Source organism: Streptomyces sp. NPDC006923, from assembly GCF_040635655.1.
In the GTDB taxonomy this organism is placed as follows: domain Bacteria; phylum Actinomycetota; class Actinomycetes; order Streptomycetales; family Streptomycetaceae; genus Streptomyces.
The window spans coordinates 15649-33518 of record NZ_JBEYIF010000018.1 but is presented as its reverse complement, the minus strand read 5'-3'; the positions used below and the strand labels follow the sequence as shown (position 1 = coordinate 33518).

Here is a 17870-nt window from a genome sequence, read left to right as displayed (position 1 = left end):
TCCGCCCCGGCCACGGTGCGCGGCTCAGGCCCCCGTGAGCCGGGCGAGCGCCGCCGGCGCCTCGTCCACGGTGTCCACCAGCGCGATCCTGTTCTCCATCGAGCGGCCCCGCGCCAGTGACCTGAGCAGCGGCCAGGTGGGCAGAGTCTCCGTCCAGTGGGCGCGGTCGACCAGGACCATCGGGGTCGGCTCGCCGCGTGACTCGTAGTAGTTCGGCGTCGCGTTGTCGAAGACCTCCTGCACCGTGCCCGCGGCGCCCGGCAGGAAGATCACGCCCGCGTCGCAGCGCGCCAGCAGACCGTCCTCGCGGGTGGCGTTGGCGAAGTACTTGGCGATGTGGGCCGCGAACGCGTTGGGCGGCTCATGGCCGTAGAACCAGGTCGGGATGCCGATGGAGTCGTCGCCCTCCGGCCAGCGGGACCGGATCTCGAAGGCGGCCCGCGCCCAGTCGGAGACGGAGGGGACGAACGACGGCGCCTTGGCGAGGAGTTCCAGCGCCTCGTCCAGCATCGCGTCGGGATGGGCCGCGGAGTACGCGCCCAGGTTCGCGGCCTCCATGGCGCCGGGCCCGCCGCCGGTGGCCACGGTCAGTCCGGTGCGGGTGAGGGAGCGGCCGAGCCGCGCGGCGCCCGCGTACGCGTCCGTACCGCGCGCCATCGCGTGTCCGCCCATGACGCCCACGACCCGTGTGCCGGTGAGGAGTTCGTCCAGCGCGTCGGAGATCGCGTCGTCGTGGATCGAGCGCAGCATGGACGCGAAGATGTCGCCGTCGGCCTTGGTCCGCTGGAACCACGCGTACGCGCGGGCGTCGGGAGTGGCCTCGTAACCGCCGTCCGCGAGCCCCTCGAAGAGCTGGCCGGGCGTGTAGAGGAGCCCCCGGTACGGGTTGAAGGGAAGGCCGGGCACGGGCGGGAACACCAGGGCGCCGTCGGCACGCACCTTGGCCGTGGCGGCGGGCTCCATCGGGCAGCCGAGGAACACCGCGCCGCCGGTGTCGACGCGCAGGAGGACGGACGTACGGGCCGTCAGGTCGACGGACTGCAACCGGTAGCCGCCGAGCGTGCCGCCCCGGGCGGTGCGGTCGAACTCGTCGAGGGACTCTATCTCCCGGTCCTGACCGTGCGCGCCGGGCCGCTCGCCATTCACCATGCGGTCACGATAGGCCCTGCTCCGCCGGGTGTTGCCGCCCGGCCCCGTCCGCCGGCCCGGGAGGCCGGCGGACGGCGGGCGCCGGCTCCGGGCCGGCCGGTCAGGTGGCCAGGGGAATCGCCGCCAGGGCCGACACCGCCCAGGTCAGCGGGACGAAGGCGGCCAGCAGCGCCGCCGCACGCACCGCAGCCGCCGTGCGCAGCAGGCCCGGCGCGGCGCCGGAGTCCTGGAGGGACACCGTGGTGAGCGCGCGGACCTGCTTCGCTTCCAGGGCCGCGTTCAGGAGCGTGGCGGCGGCGCAGCCGACGATCAGACCCGCGCCGAGACCGGTGAGCGGGCCGAAGGGGCGTTCGTCACCGGGGCCGTAGATGGACGCCGCGGCGAAGGCGCCGGAGACCACCGCGCAGAGCACGCCCAGCGGCCGGCCGATACGGCGGGCCTCGTCCATCAGGGCCCGGCCCGCCAGCAGGCGGATCGCGCCGGGACGCATCATCTGCAGGAGCCGGCCGCAGAGATGGGTGATGCCGGGTCCTGCCAGCGCCAGGCCGACCGCGGTCAGCGACCAGCCGGCCAGGACACCGGCCAGGCTCCCGTCGAGCAGGCCCGCCTTGTCGCCGCGGCGGCTTGTCGCGTATGTCTCGATCGCCAGTCCGGCGGCGGTGAGGGCGACGCCCCACGGCAGTCCGGACGGCGCGGGCGCGGGGACGGGAGTGGACGAGGAGTCGGCCTCGGCCGGGCTCTTGCCGGCCCGCGGGCGCAGCGTGATCGCGGTCGCCAGCCCGGCCAGGAACGGCGCCAGCGCCAGCAGCGTCAGCGTCGCGCCCAGCGGCAGCGGACGGCCCGCCGCGAGCAGCGCCGCCGCCTCGCCCGTGAACGGCTTCCCGTTCAGGTCGCCCCGGAGATGCAGGAAGAGCAGCAGCGCCAGCGCGCTCCCCAGCGCGCAGGTCATCGCGGTGGAGACGGCGGCCAGCACCGTCATCCGGGCCGGGCCGAGACCGATCGCCGACAGTCCGGTGCGCGGCCGGGTGCTGCCGTCCGTACGCGCCACCGCGACCGCGAACTGCACCGTGGCGGCCAGCGGGATCAGACACCAGAGCAGCCGCGGCCAGGACCCCGCCGGGTGGCCCATCGCCCAGCCCAGTGTGCACAGCAGCAGAAAACCGACCCCGGCGGAGGCGGCGGCGACCAGCAGCCGGCGCAGCAGGACCAGGGGATGGGCGCCGCGGCCTAGACGGAGAGCGAGCACGCCGCCCGGCCTTCCGCCTCGGTCGGCCCCGGCGAGTCGACGCGCCGGCCGTCCACGAGCGAGACCACGCGGTCGGCGACCGTCGCGATCTCCGCCTCCAGGGTGGCCAGGACGACGGTGATGCTGTGCGACCGGGCCGCGGTGGTCAGCGTACGCAGCACCTGCGCGCCGTCCGTCTGGTGCAGCGGAGCGGTCGGCTCGTCGGCGAAGATCACGGACGGGACGGTGACCAGGGCCCGCGCGACGGCGACCCGCTGCCGCTGGGCCTGGAGCAGGGCGTGGGGCCGCTTACGGGCGCAGACGCCGATGTCGAGCCGCTCCAGCCACTCCATCGCCACGGTCTTGGCGGCGCGGTGGGACGCGCCGCGCATCAGCAGCGGCAGCGCCGCGTTCTCCCAGGCGCTGAGTTCGGGCACGAGCGACGGCTCGGGAGAGATCCAGCTGAAACGGCCCCGGCGCAGCCGTTCGCGCTGGAGCGCGTTCATGGTGTGGACCGGCGAGCCGTTGAACCACACCTCGCCCTCCTGCGGTACCAACTGCCCCGACAGGCACCGCAGCAGAGTCGTCTTGCCGCTGCCGCGCGGTCCGTTCACGGCGAGGATCTCGCCCTCGCGCACGCCGAGCGAGACGCCGTCGAGAGCGGGCGAGCCGTTGTGTGAGTAGTTCAGGGAACGCGCCCAGAGCACGTCGTTGTCCGGCGGGGCCACCATGGCGTACACCTCGGTTCTGGATCAGACTTACCGTCCCCCGTCCGGGGGAACGAAGGCGGCGACGATGGGTCACTGGGCACCGTAGGTATTCGGGACCGGGTGTGCGGACAGCACACGGCCCGGGCGCGCCCCTTCTCACTCGAATGGGGTGCACCCGGGCCGTCATGCGGGTGGTCCGCCTATGGGACCGCGGTCCCGTACGGGAACCGCCCGGCGGATCAGAGCTTCGTCCAGGCCTCCGTCAGCACCGTCCGCAGGATTCCCTCGATCTCGTCGAACGTCGACTGGTCGGAGATCAGCGGCGGCGCGAGCTGCACCACGGGATCGCCCCGGTCGTCGGCGCGGCAGTACAGCCCGCTGTCGTACAGCGCCTTGGAGAGGAATCCGTACAGGACGCGCTCGGTCTCCTCGTCCGTGAACGTCTCCTTGGTGGCCTTGTCCTTCACCAGCTCGATGCCGTAGAAGAAGCCGTTGCCGCGGACGTCGCCGACGATCGGCAGGTCGTGCAGCTTCTTCAGCGTGTCGAAGAAGGCGCTCTCATTGTCCAGGACGTGCTGGTTGAGGCCCTCGCGCTCGAAGATGTCGAGGTTGGCGAGCCCGACCGCCGCGGAGACGGGGTGGCCGCCGAAGGTGTAGCCGTGCAGGAAGGTGTTGTCGCCCTCGTAGAACGGCTGCGCGAGCCGGTCGGAGACGATGCAGGCGCCGATCGGGGAGTAGCCCGACGTCATGCCCTTGGCGCAGGTGATCATGTCCGGTACGTAGCCGAACTTGTCGCACGCGAACATCGTGCCGAGCCTGCCGAAGGCGCAGATCACCTCGTCGGAGACGAGCAGCACGTCGTACTGGTCGCAGATCTCCCGGACCCGCTGGAAGTAGCCGGGCGGCGGCGGGAAGCAGCCGCCGGCGTTCTGCACCGGCTCCAGGAAGACCGCCGCGACCGTCTCGGGGCCCTCGAAGAGGATCTGCTGCTCGATCTGGTCGGCGGCCCAGCGGCCGAACGCCTCGGGGTCGTCCCCGAATATGGGCGCGCGGTAGATGTTGGTGTTCGGGACCTTGTGCGCGCCCGGGACCAGCGGCTCGAACGGCGCCTTCAGCGCCGGCAGGCCGGTGATGGAAAGGGCCCCCTGCGGCGTGCCGTGGTAGGCGACGGCGCGTGAGATGACCTTGTACTTGGTGGGCTTGCCGGTGAGCTTGAAGTACTGCTTGGCGAGCTTCCAGGCGGTCTCGACCGCCTCGCCGCCGCCGGTGGTGAAGAAGACCTTGTTGAGGTCGCCGGGCGCGTAGTGGGCCAGCCGCTCCGCCAGTTCGACCGCCTTCGGGTGGGCGTACGACCACACCGGGAAGAAGGCGAGCTCCTGGCCCTGCTTGTAGGCGGTCTCGGCCAGCTCGTGGCGGCCGTGGCCGGCGTTGACCACAAACAGACCGGAGAGGCCGTCCAGGTAGCGCTTGCCCCGGTCGTCGTAGATGTAGGTGCCCTCGCCACGCACGATGGTGGGCACGGGTGCGTTCTCGTACGACGACATGCGCGTGAAGTGCATCCACAGATGGTCGTACGCGGTCTTGGAGAGGTCCTTGCTCACGGCTATCGGGTTCCCCACATATAGGTCTGCTTCTTCAGCTTCAGATAGACGAAGCTCTCGGTGGACCGCACGCCGGGGAGCGCGCGGATCCGTTTGTTGATCACTTCCAGCAGGTGGTCGTCGTCCTCGCAGACGATCTCCACCATCAGGTCGAACGAGCCCGCGGTGATCACCACGTACTCGCACTCGTCCATGGCGGACAGCGCCTCCGCGACCGTGTCCATGTCGCCCTCGACCTTGATGCCGACCATCGCCTGCCGCCGGAAGCCGACGGTGAGCGGATCGGTCACGGCGACGATCTGCATGACGCCCTGATCGAGCAGTTTCTGCACGCGCTGGCGCACGGCCGCCTCGGAGAGGCCGACGGCCTTGCCGATCGCGGCGTACGGGCGCCGCCCGTCCTCCTGGAGCTGCTCGATGATGGCGAGGGATACGGCGTCGATCGCCGATGACGATCCGTTCCCGGTCCTGGAGTCTGCGCTACGACTTGCCACGCGGTTCACTGTGCACTGCGACTCTTCCGTCCCGCAACCCTATCGCGATGAAATTCGTTGTTGGAGAGACCATATTTAACCGAATCCGAAGATCGGGAGCGTCGGGCCTGTCGAAAGCGTCGACCGAACGATTAGGCTGGGACGTCTCACCCATCGGACATGTGACAGGAGGGGTGGCTGTGACCACCGAGCTGCGCCGGCTGCGTAACTACATCAACGGGGAGTTCCGGGACGCCGTCGACGGACGGACCATCGAGGTGGTCAACCCGGCCACCGGCGAGGTCTACGCGACATCCCCGCTCTCCGGACCGGCGGACGTCGACGCCGCCATGGAGGCAGCCGCGGCCGCCTTCCCCGCCTGGCGCGACGCCACCCCGGCCGAGCGCCAGCGGGTCCTGCTCAAGATCGCGGACGCTGTCGAGGCGCGCGCGGAGGACCTGATCGCCGCCGAGTCGGAGAACACCGGCAAGCCGCTGGAGCTGACCCGCACCGAAGAGATCCCGCCGATGGTGGACCAGATCCGCTTCTTCGCGGGCGCCGCCCGGATGCTCGAAGGGCGGGCGGCCGGGGAGTACATGGACGGCTTCACGTCCATCGTGCGGCGCGAGCCGGTCGGTGTCTGCGCGCAGGTCGCGCCGTGGAACTACCCCATGATGATGGCCGTGTGGAAGTTCGCGCCGGCTCTCGCCGCGGGCAACACCGTGGTGCTGAAGCCGTCCGACACCACCCCGGCCTCGACGGTGCTGCTGGCCGAGATCATCGGCGCGATCGTCCCCAAGGGCGTCTTCAACGTCATCTGCGGCGACCGCGACAGCGGCCGCGCGATGGTGGAACACCCGACGCCCGCCATGGCCTCCATCACCGGTTCCGTACGGGCCGGCATCCAGGTCGCCGAGTCCGCGGCCAAGGACGTCAAGCGGGTCCACCTCGAACTGGGCGGCAAGGCGCCCGTCGTCGTCTTCGAGGATGTCGACATCCCCAAGGCCGTCGAGGACATCGCGGTGGCGGGCTACTTCAACGCGGGCCAGGACTGTACGGCCGCCGCCCGCGTCCTCGTCCACGAATCGATCCACGACGAGTTCGTGACGGCGCTCGCCAAGGCCGCCGCGGAGACCAGGACCGGCGCCCCGGACGACGAGGACGTGCTGTACGGCCCGCTCAACAACGCCAACCAGCTCAAGCAGGTCGCCGGCTTCATCGAGCGGCTGCCGGCGCACGCCAAGGTCGAGGCGGGCGGCCACCAGGTCGGTGACAAGGGGTACTTCTACGCCCCGACCGTCGTCTCCGGCCTCAAGCAGGACGACGAGATCATCCAGAAGGAGGTCTTCGGCCCCGTCATCACCGTCCAGTCCTTCACGGACGAGGCCCAGGCCGTCCAGTACGCGAACGGCGTCGAGTTCGCCCTCGCCTCCTCGGTATGGACCAAGGACCACGCACGCGCGATGCGGATGTCGAAGTCGCTGGACTTCGGCTGTGTGTGGATCAACACGCACATCCCGCTGGTCGCGGAGATGCCGCACGGCGGCTTCAAGAAGTCGGGCTACGGCAAGGACCTCTCGGCGTACGGTTTCGACGACTACACGCGCATCAAGCACGTGATGACCTCGCTCGACGGCTGAGGCACACCTCTGGCACGCACCGGGGCGGGCGCCGGACCACGTGTCGGCGCCCGCCGTCGGGGTGCGGTCCCGGGCGGGGGAGGACATACGGCACGCCGCCCGCCCGACGGTTCACGTACGTCCGGTGACAGCGGACTTCTTGGTCAGAGCCGCCAGCACGCCGATCCGGTTGGTGGTGATCGAGTCGACACCCCGTGCGATCAGGCGGCGCATGGCGAGGCCGGTGTCGGCGGTCCAGGCGGAGACCAGCAGTCCGTCCCGGTGGTCCCGTTCTGTCAGTTCCCCGGTGACCAGCCCGAAGCGGTAGTTGAGCCAGCGCGGCCGTACCGCCGCGAGCAGGGCCGGCCGGGGCGCCGCGACCGTGCTCCAGGTCATCGCGATCTCGGCGGACGCGTCGGCGGCGCGTACCGCGAGCATCGTGCTCGGAGCCCCGCAGTAGTACGCCCGCTCGCCGGCCCCGCAGTCGCGCACCGTCCCGAGGACCGTTCGCACCGACTCCGCCGAGGCGCCCGGGAGATCGATCATGAGCCGGTTCTGACCGGCCGTGCGGAGCGCCTCGCGCAGCGTCGGGACGCCGTCGCCGGTCAGGCCGCGCAGCTCCTCGTGGGTCAGCTCCGCGAGGCGGCGTTCATGCCCCCAGAGCCGCTCCAGCGACGCGTCGTGCAGCAGGACGGGCACACCGTCCCGGGTCAGCCGGACATCGACCTCGACGGCGTCCGCTCCGCGCGCCAGGGCCGAGCGGACCGACGCGAGGGTGTTCTCCCGGACCCGGTAGGGATCGCCGCGGTGGCCCACGGCAACCGTGGTACGCATGGGGCCAGTGCCGGTGGCGTCCGTTACGACGCCAGCCACTGGGCGGTGTACGTGTCGATCTCCTCGGTGAGCCGCTTCTTGCCGGCCGGGTCGAGGAAGGACGCCTCCACCGCGTTCTTCGCGAGATCGGCGAGGCCCCGCTCGTCCAGGCCGAGCAGCCGGCCGGCCACCGCGTACTCCTGGTTGAGGTCGGTGCCGAACATCGGCGGATCGTCGCTGTTCACCGTCACCAGCACACCGGCGTCGACCATCGCCTTGATGGGGTGCTCGTCGAGATCGGCGACCGCGCGGGTGGCGATGTTGGAGGTCGGGCACACCTCCAGCGGAATGCGGTGCCGGGCGAGATGCGCCAGCAGCTCCGGATCCTGGACCGAACTGGTGCCGTGGCCGATGCGCTCCGCGCCCAGTTCGTTCAGCGCGTCCCAGACGGTCCCCGGCCCGGTCGTCTCACCGGCGTGCGGCACGGAGCGCAGGCCCGCGGCGATCGCCCGGTCGAAGTACGGCTTGAACTGGGGCCGGGGCACGCCGATCTCGGGACCGCCGAGACCGAAGGAGACCAGGCCCTCGGGGCGCAGATCGACCGCGAGCCGCGTGGTCTCCTCGGCCGCCTCCAGACCGGCCTCGCCCGGGATGTCGAAGCACCACCGCAGCACGACACCCAGCTCGGCCTCCGCGGACTTCCTGGCGTCCTCGATCGCCTCCATGAAGCCCTGCTCGGGGATGCCGCGCCTGGTCGAGCTGAACGGTGTGCATGTCAGCTCGGCGTAGCGGATGTTCTGCCGGGCCATGTCGCGCGCGACCTCGAAGGTCAGCAGCCGGACGTCCTCGGGGGTGCGGATCAGATCGACGACGGAGAGATAGACCTCGATGAAGTGCGCGAAGTCGGTGAAGCTGAAGTAGTCGACGAGCGCCTCGGGGTCGGTGGGCACCTTGGAGTCCGGGTGCCGGGCCGCCAGCTCGGAGACGATGCGGGGGGAGGCGGAGCCGACATGGTGGACATGCAGCTCGGCCTTGGGAAGCCCCGAGATGAAGGGGTGCGGGTCGGTCATCGGGATTCTCCGGGATGCGGGTGCGGATGCGGGTGCCAGAGGTGTGGCGTCGGCAGGGCAGGACGTCCGCCCCTGCCCCGGCGCGCTCAGGTCACGGATCATCGTAGGCCGGGCCCTTTCCGGGCGCGGCGGAGGCCGTAGCATGACGGCATCACGATGGGGGAGGCCCATGTCAGACCAGAGCGAGCAGCCGTCGGGCGGCTACGAGCCCAGTGATCCGTGGGCTCCGCCCGAGCGGAAGGTGCCACTGGACAAGCCGGGGTCACCGCCGCGGCCCGGGGCCGGGTCCGTCCACGACCAGCCCCCGGGGTCACCGCCGCGGCCCGGGGCCGGGTCCGTCCACGACCAGCTGACCGTCGGCGGGGTGCCGGGAGCGCGGTCCGAGTCCGGTGCGCTGCCGCCGCCGCCGATCGCTCCCGGCGGCCCCGCCCAGCCCGCGCCGGGCCCGTACGGCTATCCGGCAGCCCAGCCCGCACCCGGTGACCAGCAGTCGGCTTCTCCGTACAGCACCGGCACCGGGTACGGCTATCCGACCGCCGGCTACCAGGGCCCCGGCTACCCGGCCCCGGACCTCCAGAGCACCGGTTATCCCGCCGCCGGCTATCCGGGATACGGCCAGCCCGGCTGGCAGGAGACCCCGTCGAACGGCATGGGCATCGCGGCCATGGTGCTCGGCATCATCGCGGTGGCGGTCTTCTGCCTCTGGGGGCTCGGTGTCATCCTCGGGGTGCTCGCGCTGATCTTCGGCATCATCGGCCGCCGTCGCGCCCGGCGGGGGCAGGCGACAAACGGCGGGATGGCGCTGGCCGGCATCATCCTGGGCGCGATCGGGGCCGTGATCAGCGGCGCGTTCGTCGCGTTCCTGATCTGGGTGATCGCCAACGGCGAAGAGCTGGACACGACGGACAGCGACCCCTTCGCCACCTCGCTGGTGGTCGGCGCCGACCGCCCGGCGCACATGCCCTACGCGCTGTGATGACGACCTAACCCCGCTCCGGGGCCGTCCCGGCTCCGGAGGCCGGGTGCGTCGCCCGGAGCCGCTCACGCGCCTCCATCAGTGCGAAGCCCAGCAGATTCAGCCCGCGCCAGCGCGCGGGATCCTGGGCGCGCTCGTCGGCCGCGGCCAGTCCGATGCCCCAGATCCGGTCCATCGGGCTGGCCTCGACGAGTATCCGCTCGCCCGTGGCCAGCAGAAATCCACGCAGCCCGGCGTCCTGCCCGAACTTGTGGACACTGCCCTCCAGCACGATGGCGTACCGCTCGCGCTGCCACACGGCCTCGTCGAAATCTCTCACCAGCCGCCCCGCCTTCTTCGCGAGCGCCGGATTCGCCGCCCCGATCGCGAGACGCTCGGCCTCCTCGTCGCCGAAGAGCCGCGCCTTGGCCGCCATCATCCAGTGCTCGGCCGTCGCGTACTCCACGCCCTCGACCGTGAACGGCGCCGGCCACCACTGGCTCAGACAGGACGGCCCGAGCGCGCCGTCCCGCCGCGGCGCGTGCCCCCAGAAGTGCAGATACCGGATCCGCGCGCCCCGCTCGGCCCGTCCGGCCAGTTCGGCCACGCTGCGGACCGTGTTCCCCGTGTCCATTCCCATGCACGCGAGTCTGGCAGCCACCACTGACACTCCGTACGCGGATCAGGTCGTTCACACGACACATGGTCGACCGAATCCGTCGCGTAACCAAAAGGCAACAACGGAATCCCTTGTTGAGGAGGATGTGCTCTGTCAGGATCGGCACTCAATTGAAACCGGAGCCACGGCCGGAACTCCAGCCGGCGCGGTGGCCGGGACCTCAGCCGGAACTACGGAGAGCGTCATGGACAACGGCTTCCAGGTACGCGACCGCTTCGCGGACGGTGCGCAGTTCATCGGCGGCCGGGCACAGTCCGGAACGTCCGGACGGACACACGCCGTGGTGAATCCCGCCACCGGCGAGGAGATCTACACCTATGAACTGGCCGGCCGGGCCGATGTCGACGCGGCCGTCGCCGCGGCCCGCGCGGCGTTCCCCGGCTGGGCGGGTGCCACTCCCGGCGAGCGTTCCGACGCCCTGCACCGGCTCGCGGCCGTCCTCGCCGAGGAGGCCGACGACTTCGCGTACGCCGAATCGCTCCAGTGCGGCAAACCGCTCAAGCTGTCCACCGAGTTCGATGTGCCGGGCACCATCGACAACACCGCCTTCTTCGCGGGTGCCGCCCGCCGGCTGGAAGGGGTCTCGGCGGGCGAGTACAGCGGTGACCACACGTCGTACACGCGCCGGGAGCCGATCGGAGTCGTCGGCTCGGTCGCCCCCTGGAACTACCCGCTCCAGATGGCCGCCTGGAAGATTCTTCCGGCCGTCGCCGCGGGCAACACCATCGTGCTGAAGCCCGCCGAGATCACGCCGTTCACCTCGCTGATGTTCGCCCGCGCCGCCCAGCGGGCCGGACTGCCCGACGGGGTGATCAATATCGTCAGCGGCGCGGGCCCCGACGCGGGTGAACACCTCGTCGGCCATCCCGATGTGGTGATGACCTCCTTCACCGGCTCCACCGCCGTCGGCAAACGTGCCGCCGAGATCGCCACCGCCACGGTGAAGCGCGTCCATCTCGAACTCGGCGGCAAGGCCCCATTCCTGGTCTTCGACGACGCCGATCCGGAGGCCGCCGTCCAGGGCGCCGTCGCGGCGTCCCTCATCAATAGCGGCCAGGACTGTACGGCCGCCACCCGCGCCTATGTCCAACGGCCGCTCTACGACGCCTTTGTGAGCGGGGTCGCGGATCTGATGGAGACCGTGCGTCTCGGTGATCCCTTCGACCCGGACACCGATCTCGGACCGCTGATCTCACACGCCCACCGCGACCGGGTGGCCGGCTTCGTCGACCGGGCCCGCGCCGGCGCCCGCGTCGTCACCGGCGGCGTCGCACCGGGCGCCGCGGACGGTGAACGCGGTCTGCGGAACGGCGCTTACTACCGGCCCACCCTGGTCGCGGACGCCGCCCAGCACAGCGAGATCGTCCAGTCCGAGATCTTCGGCCCGGTGCTGGCCGTGCTGCCCTTCGACTCCGACGACGAAGGCATCCGCCTCGCCAACGACACCCCGTACGGACTCGCCGCCTCCGCCTGGAGCCGGGACGTCTACCGCGCCGGCCGCGCGACCCGGGAGATCAAGGCCGGCTGTGTCTGGGTCAACGACCACATCCCGATCATCAGCGAGATGCCGCACGGCGGCTACAAGGCCAGCGGATTCGGCAAGGACATGTCGGCGTACTCCTTCGAGGAGTACACGCAGGTCAAGCATGTGATGTACGACAACACGGCGGTCGCCAGGAAGGACTGGCACCGCACCGTCTTCGGGGACCGTCCGTAGACCGCCCCCCTCCGCCGGCCGCCCTCACCACCCATCCGAAGGGGCACAGCGCATGGAGCAGTACGAGCCCGGCCGTCTGTCCGGGGCCCAGCGGGCCGCGATGCGGCGCAGCACCACCAGCGGCCGGGGCGCCCTCACCCGCCGCTCGATGCTGCGCGCCACCGGCGTGGGCGCGCTCGCGATCGGCGGACTCGCGGGTCTGAGCGGTTGCGGGATCCCGCCCGCGAAGCGCGACGACACCGGCCCGGCGTCCACCGACCACTCGGCCCGGGAGAAGCGGATCGTCTTCTCCAACTGGACCGAATACATGGACACCAGCGAGGACGAGAAGCACTATCCGACCCTGGAGGCGTTCACCGCGCGCACCGGGATCACCGTCAAGTACACGGCGGACATCAACGACAACGTCGAGTTCTTCGGGAAGATCCAACCGCAGCTCGCGGCCGGCCAGGACACCGGCCGCGACCTGATATGCGTCACCGACTGGCTCGCCGCCCGCATGATCAGGCTCGGTTACGCGCAGAAGCTCGACCCCGCCAACCTCCCGCACGCGTTCGCGAACCTCTCCCGGCAGTTCCGCTCTCCCGACTGGGACCCGGGCCGCGCCTACTCCTATCCCTGGACGGGCATCCCGACCGTCATCGCCTACAACACCAGGGCGACCGGGGGACGCAAGGTCGAGTCCGTCAGCCAGCTCCTGGACGACCCGGCGCTCAAGGGCCGGGTCGCCTTCCTCTCCGAGATGCGCGACTCCATCGGGATGACACTGCTCGATCTCGGCAAGGACCCCGGGACGTTCACCGACGACGACTTCGACGCGGCGGTCGCCCGGCTCCAGAAGGGCGTCGACACACAGCAGATCCGGCGCTTCACCGGCAACGACTACACCGCGGACCTCGACAAGGGCGATATCGCGGCCTGTGTCGCCTGGGCCGGTGACATCGTCCAGTTGCAGGCCGACAACCCGGACATCCAGTACGCCATCCCGGAAACCGGCTACATCATCTCCAGCGACAACCTGCTGGTCCCGGCCAGGGCGCGGCACAAGACCAACGCCGAGAAGCTCATCGACCACTACTACCGGCCGCCGGTCGCCGCCCAGCTCGCCGCGTACATCAACTACGTCTGCCCGGTCGACGGCGTGCGCGAAGAGCTCACAAAGATCGACAAATCGATGGCCGACAACACGCTGATCCTCCCGGACGCGGCGATGGCCGCCTCCTCACACGCCTTCCGCTCCCTCAGCAGCAAGGAAGAGACGGCGTACGAGGAGAAGTTCGCCAAGCTCATCGGCGCCTGAGCACGCCGCCCGCCCCACTCCCTCCAGCCCCCGGGACCGTTACCCATGACAGAGACCGCATTCACCGGCCGGGGCGGCGACGACGTCCGCCTCACCGGGATCAGCAAGACCTATGGCTCCTTCCAGGCGGTCCAGCCGCTCGATCTCACCGTGCCGCAGGGCTCCTTCTTCGCCCTCCTGGGTGCCTCGGGCTGCGGCAAGACCACCACGCTGCGGATGATCGCCGGCCTGGAGGACCCGACCACCGGGACGGTCTTCCTCGGCGACAGGGACGTCACCGATCTGCCCCCGTACAAGCGCCCGGTCAACACGGTCTTCCAGAGCTACGCGCTCTTTCCGCATCTCGACATCTACGAGAACGTCGCCTTCGGACTGCGCCGCCGCGGCGTCACCTCCGTACGCGAGCAGGTCGCCGGCATGCTCGACCTCGTCCAGCTCGGCGACTTCGCCAAGCGCAAGCCGCACCAGCTCTCCGGCGGGCAGCAGCAGCGGGTCGCCGTGGCCCGGGCGCTGATCAACCACCCCAAGGTGCTGCTGCTCGACGAGCCGCTCGGCGCCCTGGACCTCAAGCTGCGCCGTCAGATGCAGCTCGAACTCAAGCGCATCCAGACCGAGGTCGGCATCACCTTCATCCATGTCACCCACGACCAGGAGGAGGCCATGACGATGGCCGACACCGTCGCGGTGATGAACGGGGGCCGGGTCGAACAGCTCGGCAGCCCCGCCGATCTCTACGAGAACCCGAAGACCACCTTTGTCGCCAACTTCCTCGGCACCTCCAACCTCATCGAGGCCGAGGTCGCCGGGACCGACGGCGACGACCTGGTGGTCACGGCCCGCGGCGCCAAGCTGCTGCTGCCCTCGGGCCGGTGTTCCGCGCCGGCCACGAACGGCGGCCGACTGCTGGTCGGCGTGCGGCCCGAGAAGATCTCCCTGGCTCACGCGGACGACGCGGGCCCGATCCCCGAAGGACGCAACCGGATAACCGGCCGGATAGCCGACTCCAGCTTCATCGGCGTCTCGACGCAGTACGTGATCGACAGCCCGGTCTGCCCCGGCCTTGAGGTGTACGCGCAGAACATCGAACGCGACAGCCGCCTCGTGCCCGGCGCCGAGGTCGTCCTGCACTGGAATCCGGCGCACACCTTCGGCCTCGACGCCGCGCAGTCCCCGCGCGCCGGGACCGTGGGCTCCGCCGGTGTCGAGACGGCCGGCGAGGAGGCCGCGTGACCGCCACGCAGGCGCCGCCCGCCGCTCCCACACCGTCCGCCGCGGAACAGCCCGGCCCAGCGGTGCGCAAGACGTCCGCCCGCAGGCGGCTCGTCCCCTACTGGCTGCTGCTGCCCGGCATCCTCTGGCTGCTGATCTTCTTCGCGCTGCCGATGATCTACCAGGCGTCGACCTCCGTGCAGACCGGGTCGCTGGAGGAGGGCTTCCAGGTCACCTGGCACTTCGCGACCTACTGGGACGCGCTCCGGGAGTACTACCCGCAGTTTCTGCGCTCCCTGCTGTACGCGGGCACCGCCACCGTCCTGTGTCTGCTGCTGGGTTATCCGCTCGCCTATCTGATCGCCTTCAAGGCGGGCCGATGGCGCAATCTGCTCCTGGTCCTCGTCATCGCGCCGTTCTTCACCAGCTTCCTGATCCGCACACTGGCCTGGAAGACGATCCTCGCGGACGGCGGTCCGGTCGTCGGCGTGCTGAACACCCTCCATGTCCTCGATGTGACGAGCTGGCTCGGCTGGACCGAGGGCAGCCGCGTGCTGGCCACTCCCATGGCCGTGGTCTGCGGCCTGACCTACAACTTCCTGCCCTTTATGATCCTGCCGCTCTACACCTCGCTGGAACGCATCGACGGCCGGCTCCACGAGGCCGCGGGTGATCTCTACGCCAGGCCCCTGACCACCTTCCGCAAGGTGACCTTCCCGCTCTCCATGCCGGGCGTCGTCTCCGGCACTTTGCTCACCTTCATCCCGGCGAGCGGCGACTACGTCAACGCCGAACTGCTGGGCTCCACCGACACCAAGATGGTCGGCAGCGTCATCCAGACACAGTTCCTGCGGGTCCTCGACTATCCGACGGCCGCGGCGCTCTCCTTCATCCTCATGGCGGTCGTCCTGCTGATGGTCACCGTCTATATCCGCCGAGCAGGGACGGAGGACCTGGTCTGATGGGTGTGACGCGTTGGATCCGGCGCAATCTGGTGGTCGTCGCGGGCGTTCTGACGCTCGGATACATGATCGTGCCCAACCTCGTCGTGATGGTCTTCTCCTTCAACAAGCCGCAGGGCCGCTTCAACTACTCCTGGCAGCGCTTCTCCCTGGACGCGTGGAAGGACCCCTGCGGAGTCGCCGACCTGTGCGGCTCGCTGAGCCTCTCGCTCCAGATCGCCGCCTGGGCCACGCTCGGCGCCACCGTCCTGGGCACGATGATCGCCTTCGCGCTGGTCCGCTACCGCTTCCGGGCGCGCGGTTCCATCAACTCGCTGATCTTCCTGCCGATGGCGATGCCCGAGGTCGTGATGGCCGCCTCGCTGCTCACGCTCTTCCTCAACCTGGGCGCGCGGCTGGGCTTCTGGACGATCCTCATCGCCCACATCATGTTCTGTCTGAGCTTTGTGGTGACGGCCGTCAAGGCACGGGTCATGTCCATGGACCCGAGGCTGGAGGAGGCCGCGCGCGATCTCTACGCCGGGCCCGTGCAGACCTTCGTACGGGTCACCCTGCCGATCGCGGCGCCCGGCATCGCGGCGGGCGCGCTCCTCGCTTTCGCGCTCTCCTTCGACGACTTCATCATCACCAACTTCAACGCCGGCTCGACCGTGACCTTCCCCATGTTCGTCTGGGGCTCCGCGCAGCGCGGCACGCCGGTGCAGATCAATGTCATCGGGACGGCCATGTTCGTCATCGCCGTACTGATCGTGATCGTCGGCCAGTTGGCCGGCGACCGGCGGCGGAGGACCGCCGCCTCCTGACCCCGCCTCCTGAGCGCGCGTCCTCACCGCAGCATCCCGACCGCCCCGGCCCCAGCAGGTCCTGAAGGAGTTGGAAGACATGGCCCCAGGTGCCATGCGTACCGCCACCGCGTCGCTCGCGGACGCCCAGCCCGTCCCGTACTGGCTGGACGACCCCGGCAGGCCCGGCGCGCTCCCCGCGCTCACCGGCGACGAACACGCCGACCTGCTGGTCGTCGGCGGCGGCTACAGCGGTCTGTGGACCGCGCTGCTCGCCAAGGAGCGTGATCCACTGCGGGACGTCGTCCTGATCGAGGGCCGTGAGGTGGGCTGGGCCGCGTCGGGCCGCAACGGCGGCTTCTGCTCCGCCTCCCTCACCCACGGCTTCAGCAACGGCCTCGCCCGCTTCCCTGGTGAACTGCGGGCACTGGAGCGGCTCGGTGCGCGCAATCTCGACGCCATCGAGGCGGCCGTCGCCCGCTACTCCATCGACTGCGCCTTCGAGCGCACCGGCGAGATCGATGTCGCCACCGAGCCCTACCAGCTCGACGGTCTGCGCGAGATCTACGAGGAGGCGACCGCGCTCGGCTTCACCGGGCTGGAGCTGCTGGACCGGGACGCGGTGCGCGCCGAGGTCGACTCGCCGACATTCCTGGGCGGGCTGTGGGACCGGCGCGGGGTCGCCATGCTCCATCCGGCGAAGCTGGTCTGGGGTCTCACAAGGGCCTGCCTCGACCTCGGCGTACGCGTCTACGAGAACACCCCCGGCCTGGCACTCGCCGGGTCCGGGGCGGGGATGGCGGTCCGCACCCCGCACGGCAGGGTCTTCGCCCGGCGGGTGGCCCTCGGCACCAATGTGTTCCCCTCGCTGGTCAGGCGGGTGCGTCCGTACACCGTCCCGGTCTATGACTACGCGCTGATGACCGAGCCGCTGACGGCGGACCAGCTCGGCGCGATCGGCTGGAAGAACCGGCAGGGCCTCGGCGACAGCGCCAACCAGTTCCACTACTTCCGGATCACCTCCGACCACCGCGTCCTGTGGGGCGGCTACGACGCGATCTATCCGTACGGCGGCCGGCTCAGCGCCGGCCTGGAACACCGGCCGGAGACCTATCTCAGACTCGCGACCCATTTCTTCCGCTGCTTCCCGCAGTTGGAGGGGGTGCGCTTCAGCCATGCCTGGGGCGGCGCGATCGACACCTGTTCGCGGTTCTCGGCCTTCTTCGGCACGGCCCACGGCGGCCGGGTGGCGTACGCCGCCGGATACACCGGCCTCGGTGTCGGGGCGACCCGCTTCGGCGGGGAGGTGATGCTCGACCTGCTGGCGGGTGAGCGCACCGAGCGGACGGAGCTGGAGATGGTCCGCCGCAAGCCGCTGCCGTTCCCGCCCGAACCGGCGGCGTGGGCCGGGATCGGTCTCACCAAGTGGTCGCTCGCCCGCGCCGACGCCAGGGCCGGCCGGCGGAACCTGTGGCTGCGCACCATGGACCGGCTGGGGCTCGGCTTCGACAGCTAGGGTCTTTCGTCTGCATCTGGCTGCGGCGGGGGGCGGGGTCCGGCGCCATGGGTCATCACAGGTCTTGACCACACCAATTGGTCTGGACCA

The 17870-nt window shown here is 70.5% G+C and carries 16 protein-coding genes; 8 read left to right on the top strand and 8 right to left on the bottom strand.

The genetic code is table 11. The annotated features are described in order from the left end of the window. Positions 1-24 precede the first annotated feature (24 nt). From ABZ707_RS27980 to ABZ707_RS27960, 5 genes are all read right to left on the bottom strand, one after another. Entirely contained in the window at positions 25-1149 is a 1125-nt protein-coding gene (locus ABZ707_RS27980) for a Rossmann fold nucleotide-binding protein (protein ID WP_360180158.1), read from the bottom strand. A 100-nt stretch (positions 1150-1249) separates the two neighbouring features. Next, on the bottom strand, positions 1250-2395 hold the full coding sequence (locus tag ABZ707_RS27975; protein ID WP_360180156.1) for a hypothetical protein: 1146 nt from the start codon (positions 2393-2395) through the stop codon (positions 1250-1252). Beyond that, the gene (locus ABZ707_RS27970; protein WP_360180154.1) at positions 2377-3105 is read right to left on the bottom strand and encodes an ATP-binding cassette domain-containing protein; all 729 of its coding nucleotides are present in this window, start codon (positions 3103-3105) and stop codon (positions 2377-2379) included. Before ABZ707_RS27970 ends, ABZ707_RS27975 begins: the two co-directional genes overlap by 19 nt. A 218-nt stretch (positions 3106-3323) precedes the next feature. Further along, a complete protein-coding gene (locus ABZ707_RS27965; RefSeq protein ID WP_360180152.1) occupies positions 3324-4703 on the bottom strand; it encodes an aspartate aminotransferase family protein in 1380 nt (459 codons plus the stop codon). Beyond that, positions 4688-5179, bottom strand: coding sequence for an Lrp/AsnC family transcriptional regulator (locus tag ABZ707_RS27960; RefSeq protein WP_319683174.1), 492 nt, complete (start codon positions 5177-5179; stop codon positions 4688-4690). Before ABZ707_RS27960 ends, ABZ707_RS27965 begins: the two co-directional genes overlap by 16 nt. Before the next feature lie 179 nt (positions 5180-5358). Between ABZ707_RS27960 and ABZ707_RS27955 the strand changes: the two genes are divergently transcribed. Further along, on the top strand, positions 5359-6798 hold the full coding sequence (locus ABZ707_RS27955; RefSeq protein ID WP_360180314.1) for a gamma-aminobutyraldehyde dehydrogenase: 1440 nt from the start codon (positions 5359-5361) through the stop codon (positions 6796-6798). Positions 6799-6909: 111 nt separating this feature from the next. Here the strand turns inward: ABZ707_RS27955 and ABZ707_RS27950 are convergent, their stop codons facing one another. Both ABZ707_RS27950 and ABZ707_RS27945 read right to left on the bottom strand, forming a co-directional pair. Then, the gene (locus ABZ707_RS27950) at positions 6910-7611 is read right to left on the bottom strand and encodes a glycerophosphodiester phosphodiesterase (protein ID WP_360180150.1); all 702 of its coding nucleotides are present in this window, start codon (positions 7609-7611) and stop codon (positions 6910-6912) included. A 23-nt stretch (positions 7612-7634) separates the two neighbouring features. Continuing rightward, on the bottom strand, positions 7635-8660 hold the full coding sequence (locus ABZ707_RS27945) for an adenosine deaminase (RefSeq protein WP_360180148.1): 1026 nt from the start codon (positions 8658-8660) through the stop codon (positions 7635-7637). Positions 8661-8829: 169 nt separating this feature from the next. Here ABZ707_RS27945 and ABZ707_RS27940 point away from each other — a divergent pair, with 169 nt between their 5' ends. Beyond that, on the top strand, positions 8830-9636 hold the full coding sequence (locus ABZ707_RS27940) for a DUF4190 domain-containing protein (RefSeq protein WP_360180146.1): 807 nt from the start codon (positions 8830-8832) through the stop codon (positions 9634-9636). A 7-nt stretch (positions 9637-9643) separates the two neighbouring features. Here ABZ707_RS27940 and ABZ707_RS27935 read toward each other — a convergent pair whose 3' ends face one another. Next, positions 9644-10249 (bottom strand): NADAR family protein, encoded by a 606-nt coding sequence (locus ABZ707_RS27935; RefSeq protein WP_360180312.1) that lies wholly within the window; start codon positions 10247-10249, stop codon positions 9644-9646. Between the two features lie 229 nt (positions 10250-10478). Here ABZ707_RS27935 and ABZ707_RS27930 point away from each other — a divergent pair, with 229 nt between their 5' ends. The 6 genes from ABZ707_RS27930 to ABZ707_RS27905 all read left to right on the top strand — a co-directional run bounded on the left by ABZ707_RS27930 (position 10479) and on the right by ABZ707_RS27905 (position 17780). Next, a complete protein-coding gene (locus ABZ707_RS27930) occupies positions 10479-12011 on the top strand; it encodes a gamma-aminobutyraldehyde dehydrogenase (protein WP_360180144.1) in 1533 nt (510 codons plus the stop codon). Positions 12012-12063: 52 nt separating this feature from the next. Continuing rightward, positions 12064-13311, top strand: coding sequence for a spermidine/putrescine ABC transporter substrate-binding protein (locus ABZ707_RS27925; RefSeq protein WP_360180142.1), 1248 nt, complete (start codon positions 12064-12066; stop codon positions 13309-13311). Positions 13312-13356: 45 nt separating this feature from the next. Further along, positions 13357-14541, top strand: coding sequence for an ABC transporter ATP-binding protein (locus ABZ707_RS27920; protein WP_360180140.1), 1185 nt, complete (start codon positions 13357-13359; stop codon positions 14539-14541). Continuing rightward, complete coding sequence (locus tag ABZ707_RS27915) at positions 14538-15482, top strand: ABC transporter permease (RefSeq protein WP_360180138.1); 945 nt, start codon at positions 14538-14540, stop codon at positions 15480-15482. The genes ABZ707_RS27920 and ABZ707_RS27915 overlap by 4 nt, the downstream gene beginning before the upstream one ends. Next, entirely contained in the window at positions 15482-16285 is an 804-nt protein-coding gene (locus ABZ707_RS27910) for an ABC transporter permease (protein WP_360180136.1), read from the top strand. The genes ABZ707_RS27915 and ABZ707_RS27910 overlap by 1 nt, the downstream gene beginning before the upstream one ends. A gap of 79 nt (positions 16286-16364) precedes the next feature. Beyond that, positions 16365-17780 carry an FAD-dependent oxidoreductase gene (locus ABZ707_RS27905; protein ID WP_360180134.1) on the top strand — a complete coding sequence of 472 codons (1416 nt, stop codon included), beginning with the start codon at positions 16365-16367 and terminating at the stop codon, positions 17778-17780. The last annotated feature ends 90 nt before the right edge of the window (positions 17781-17870 follow it).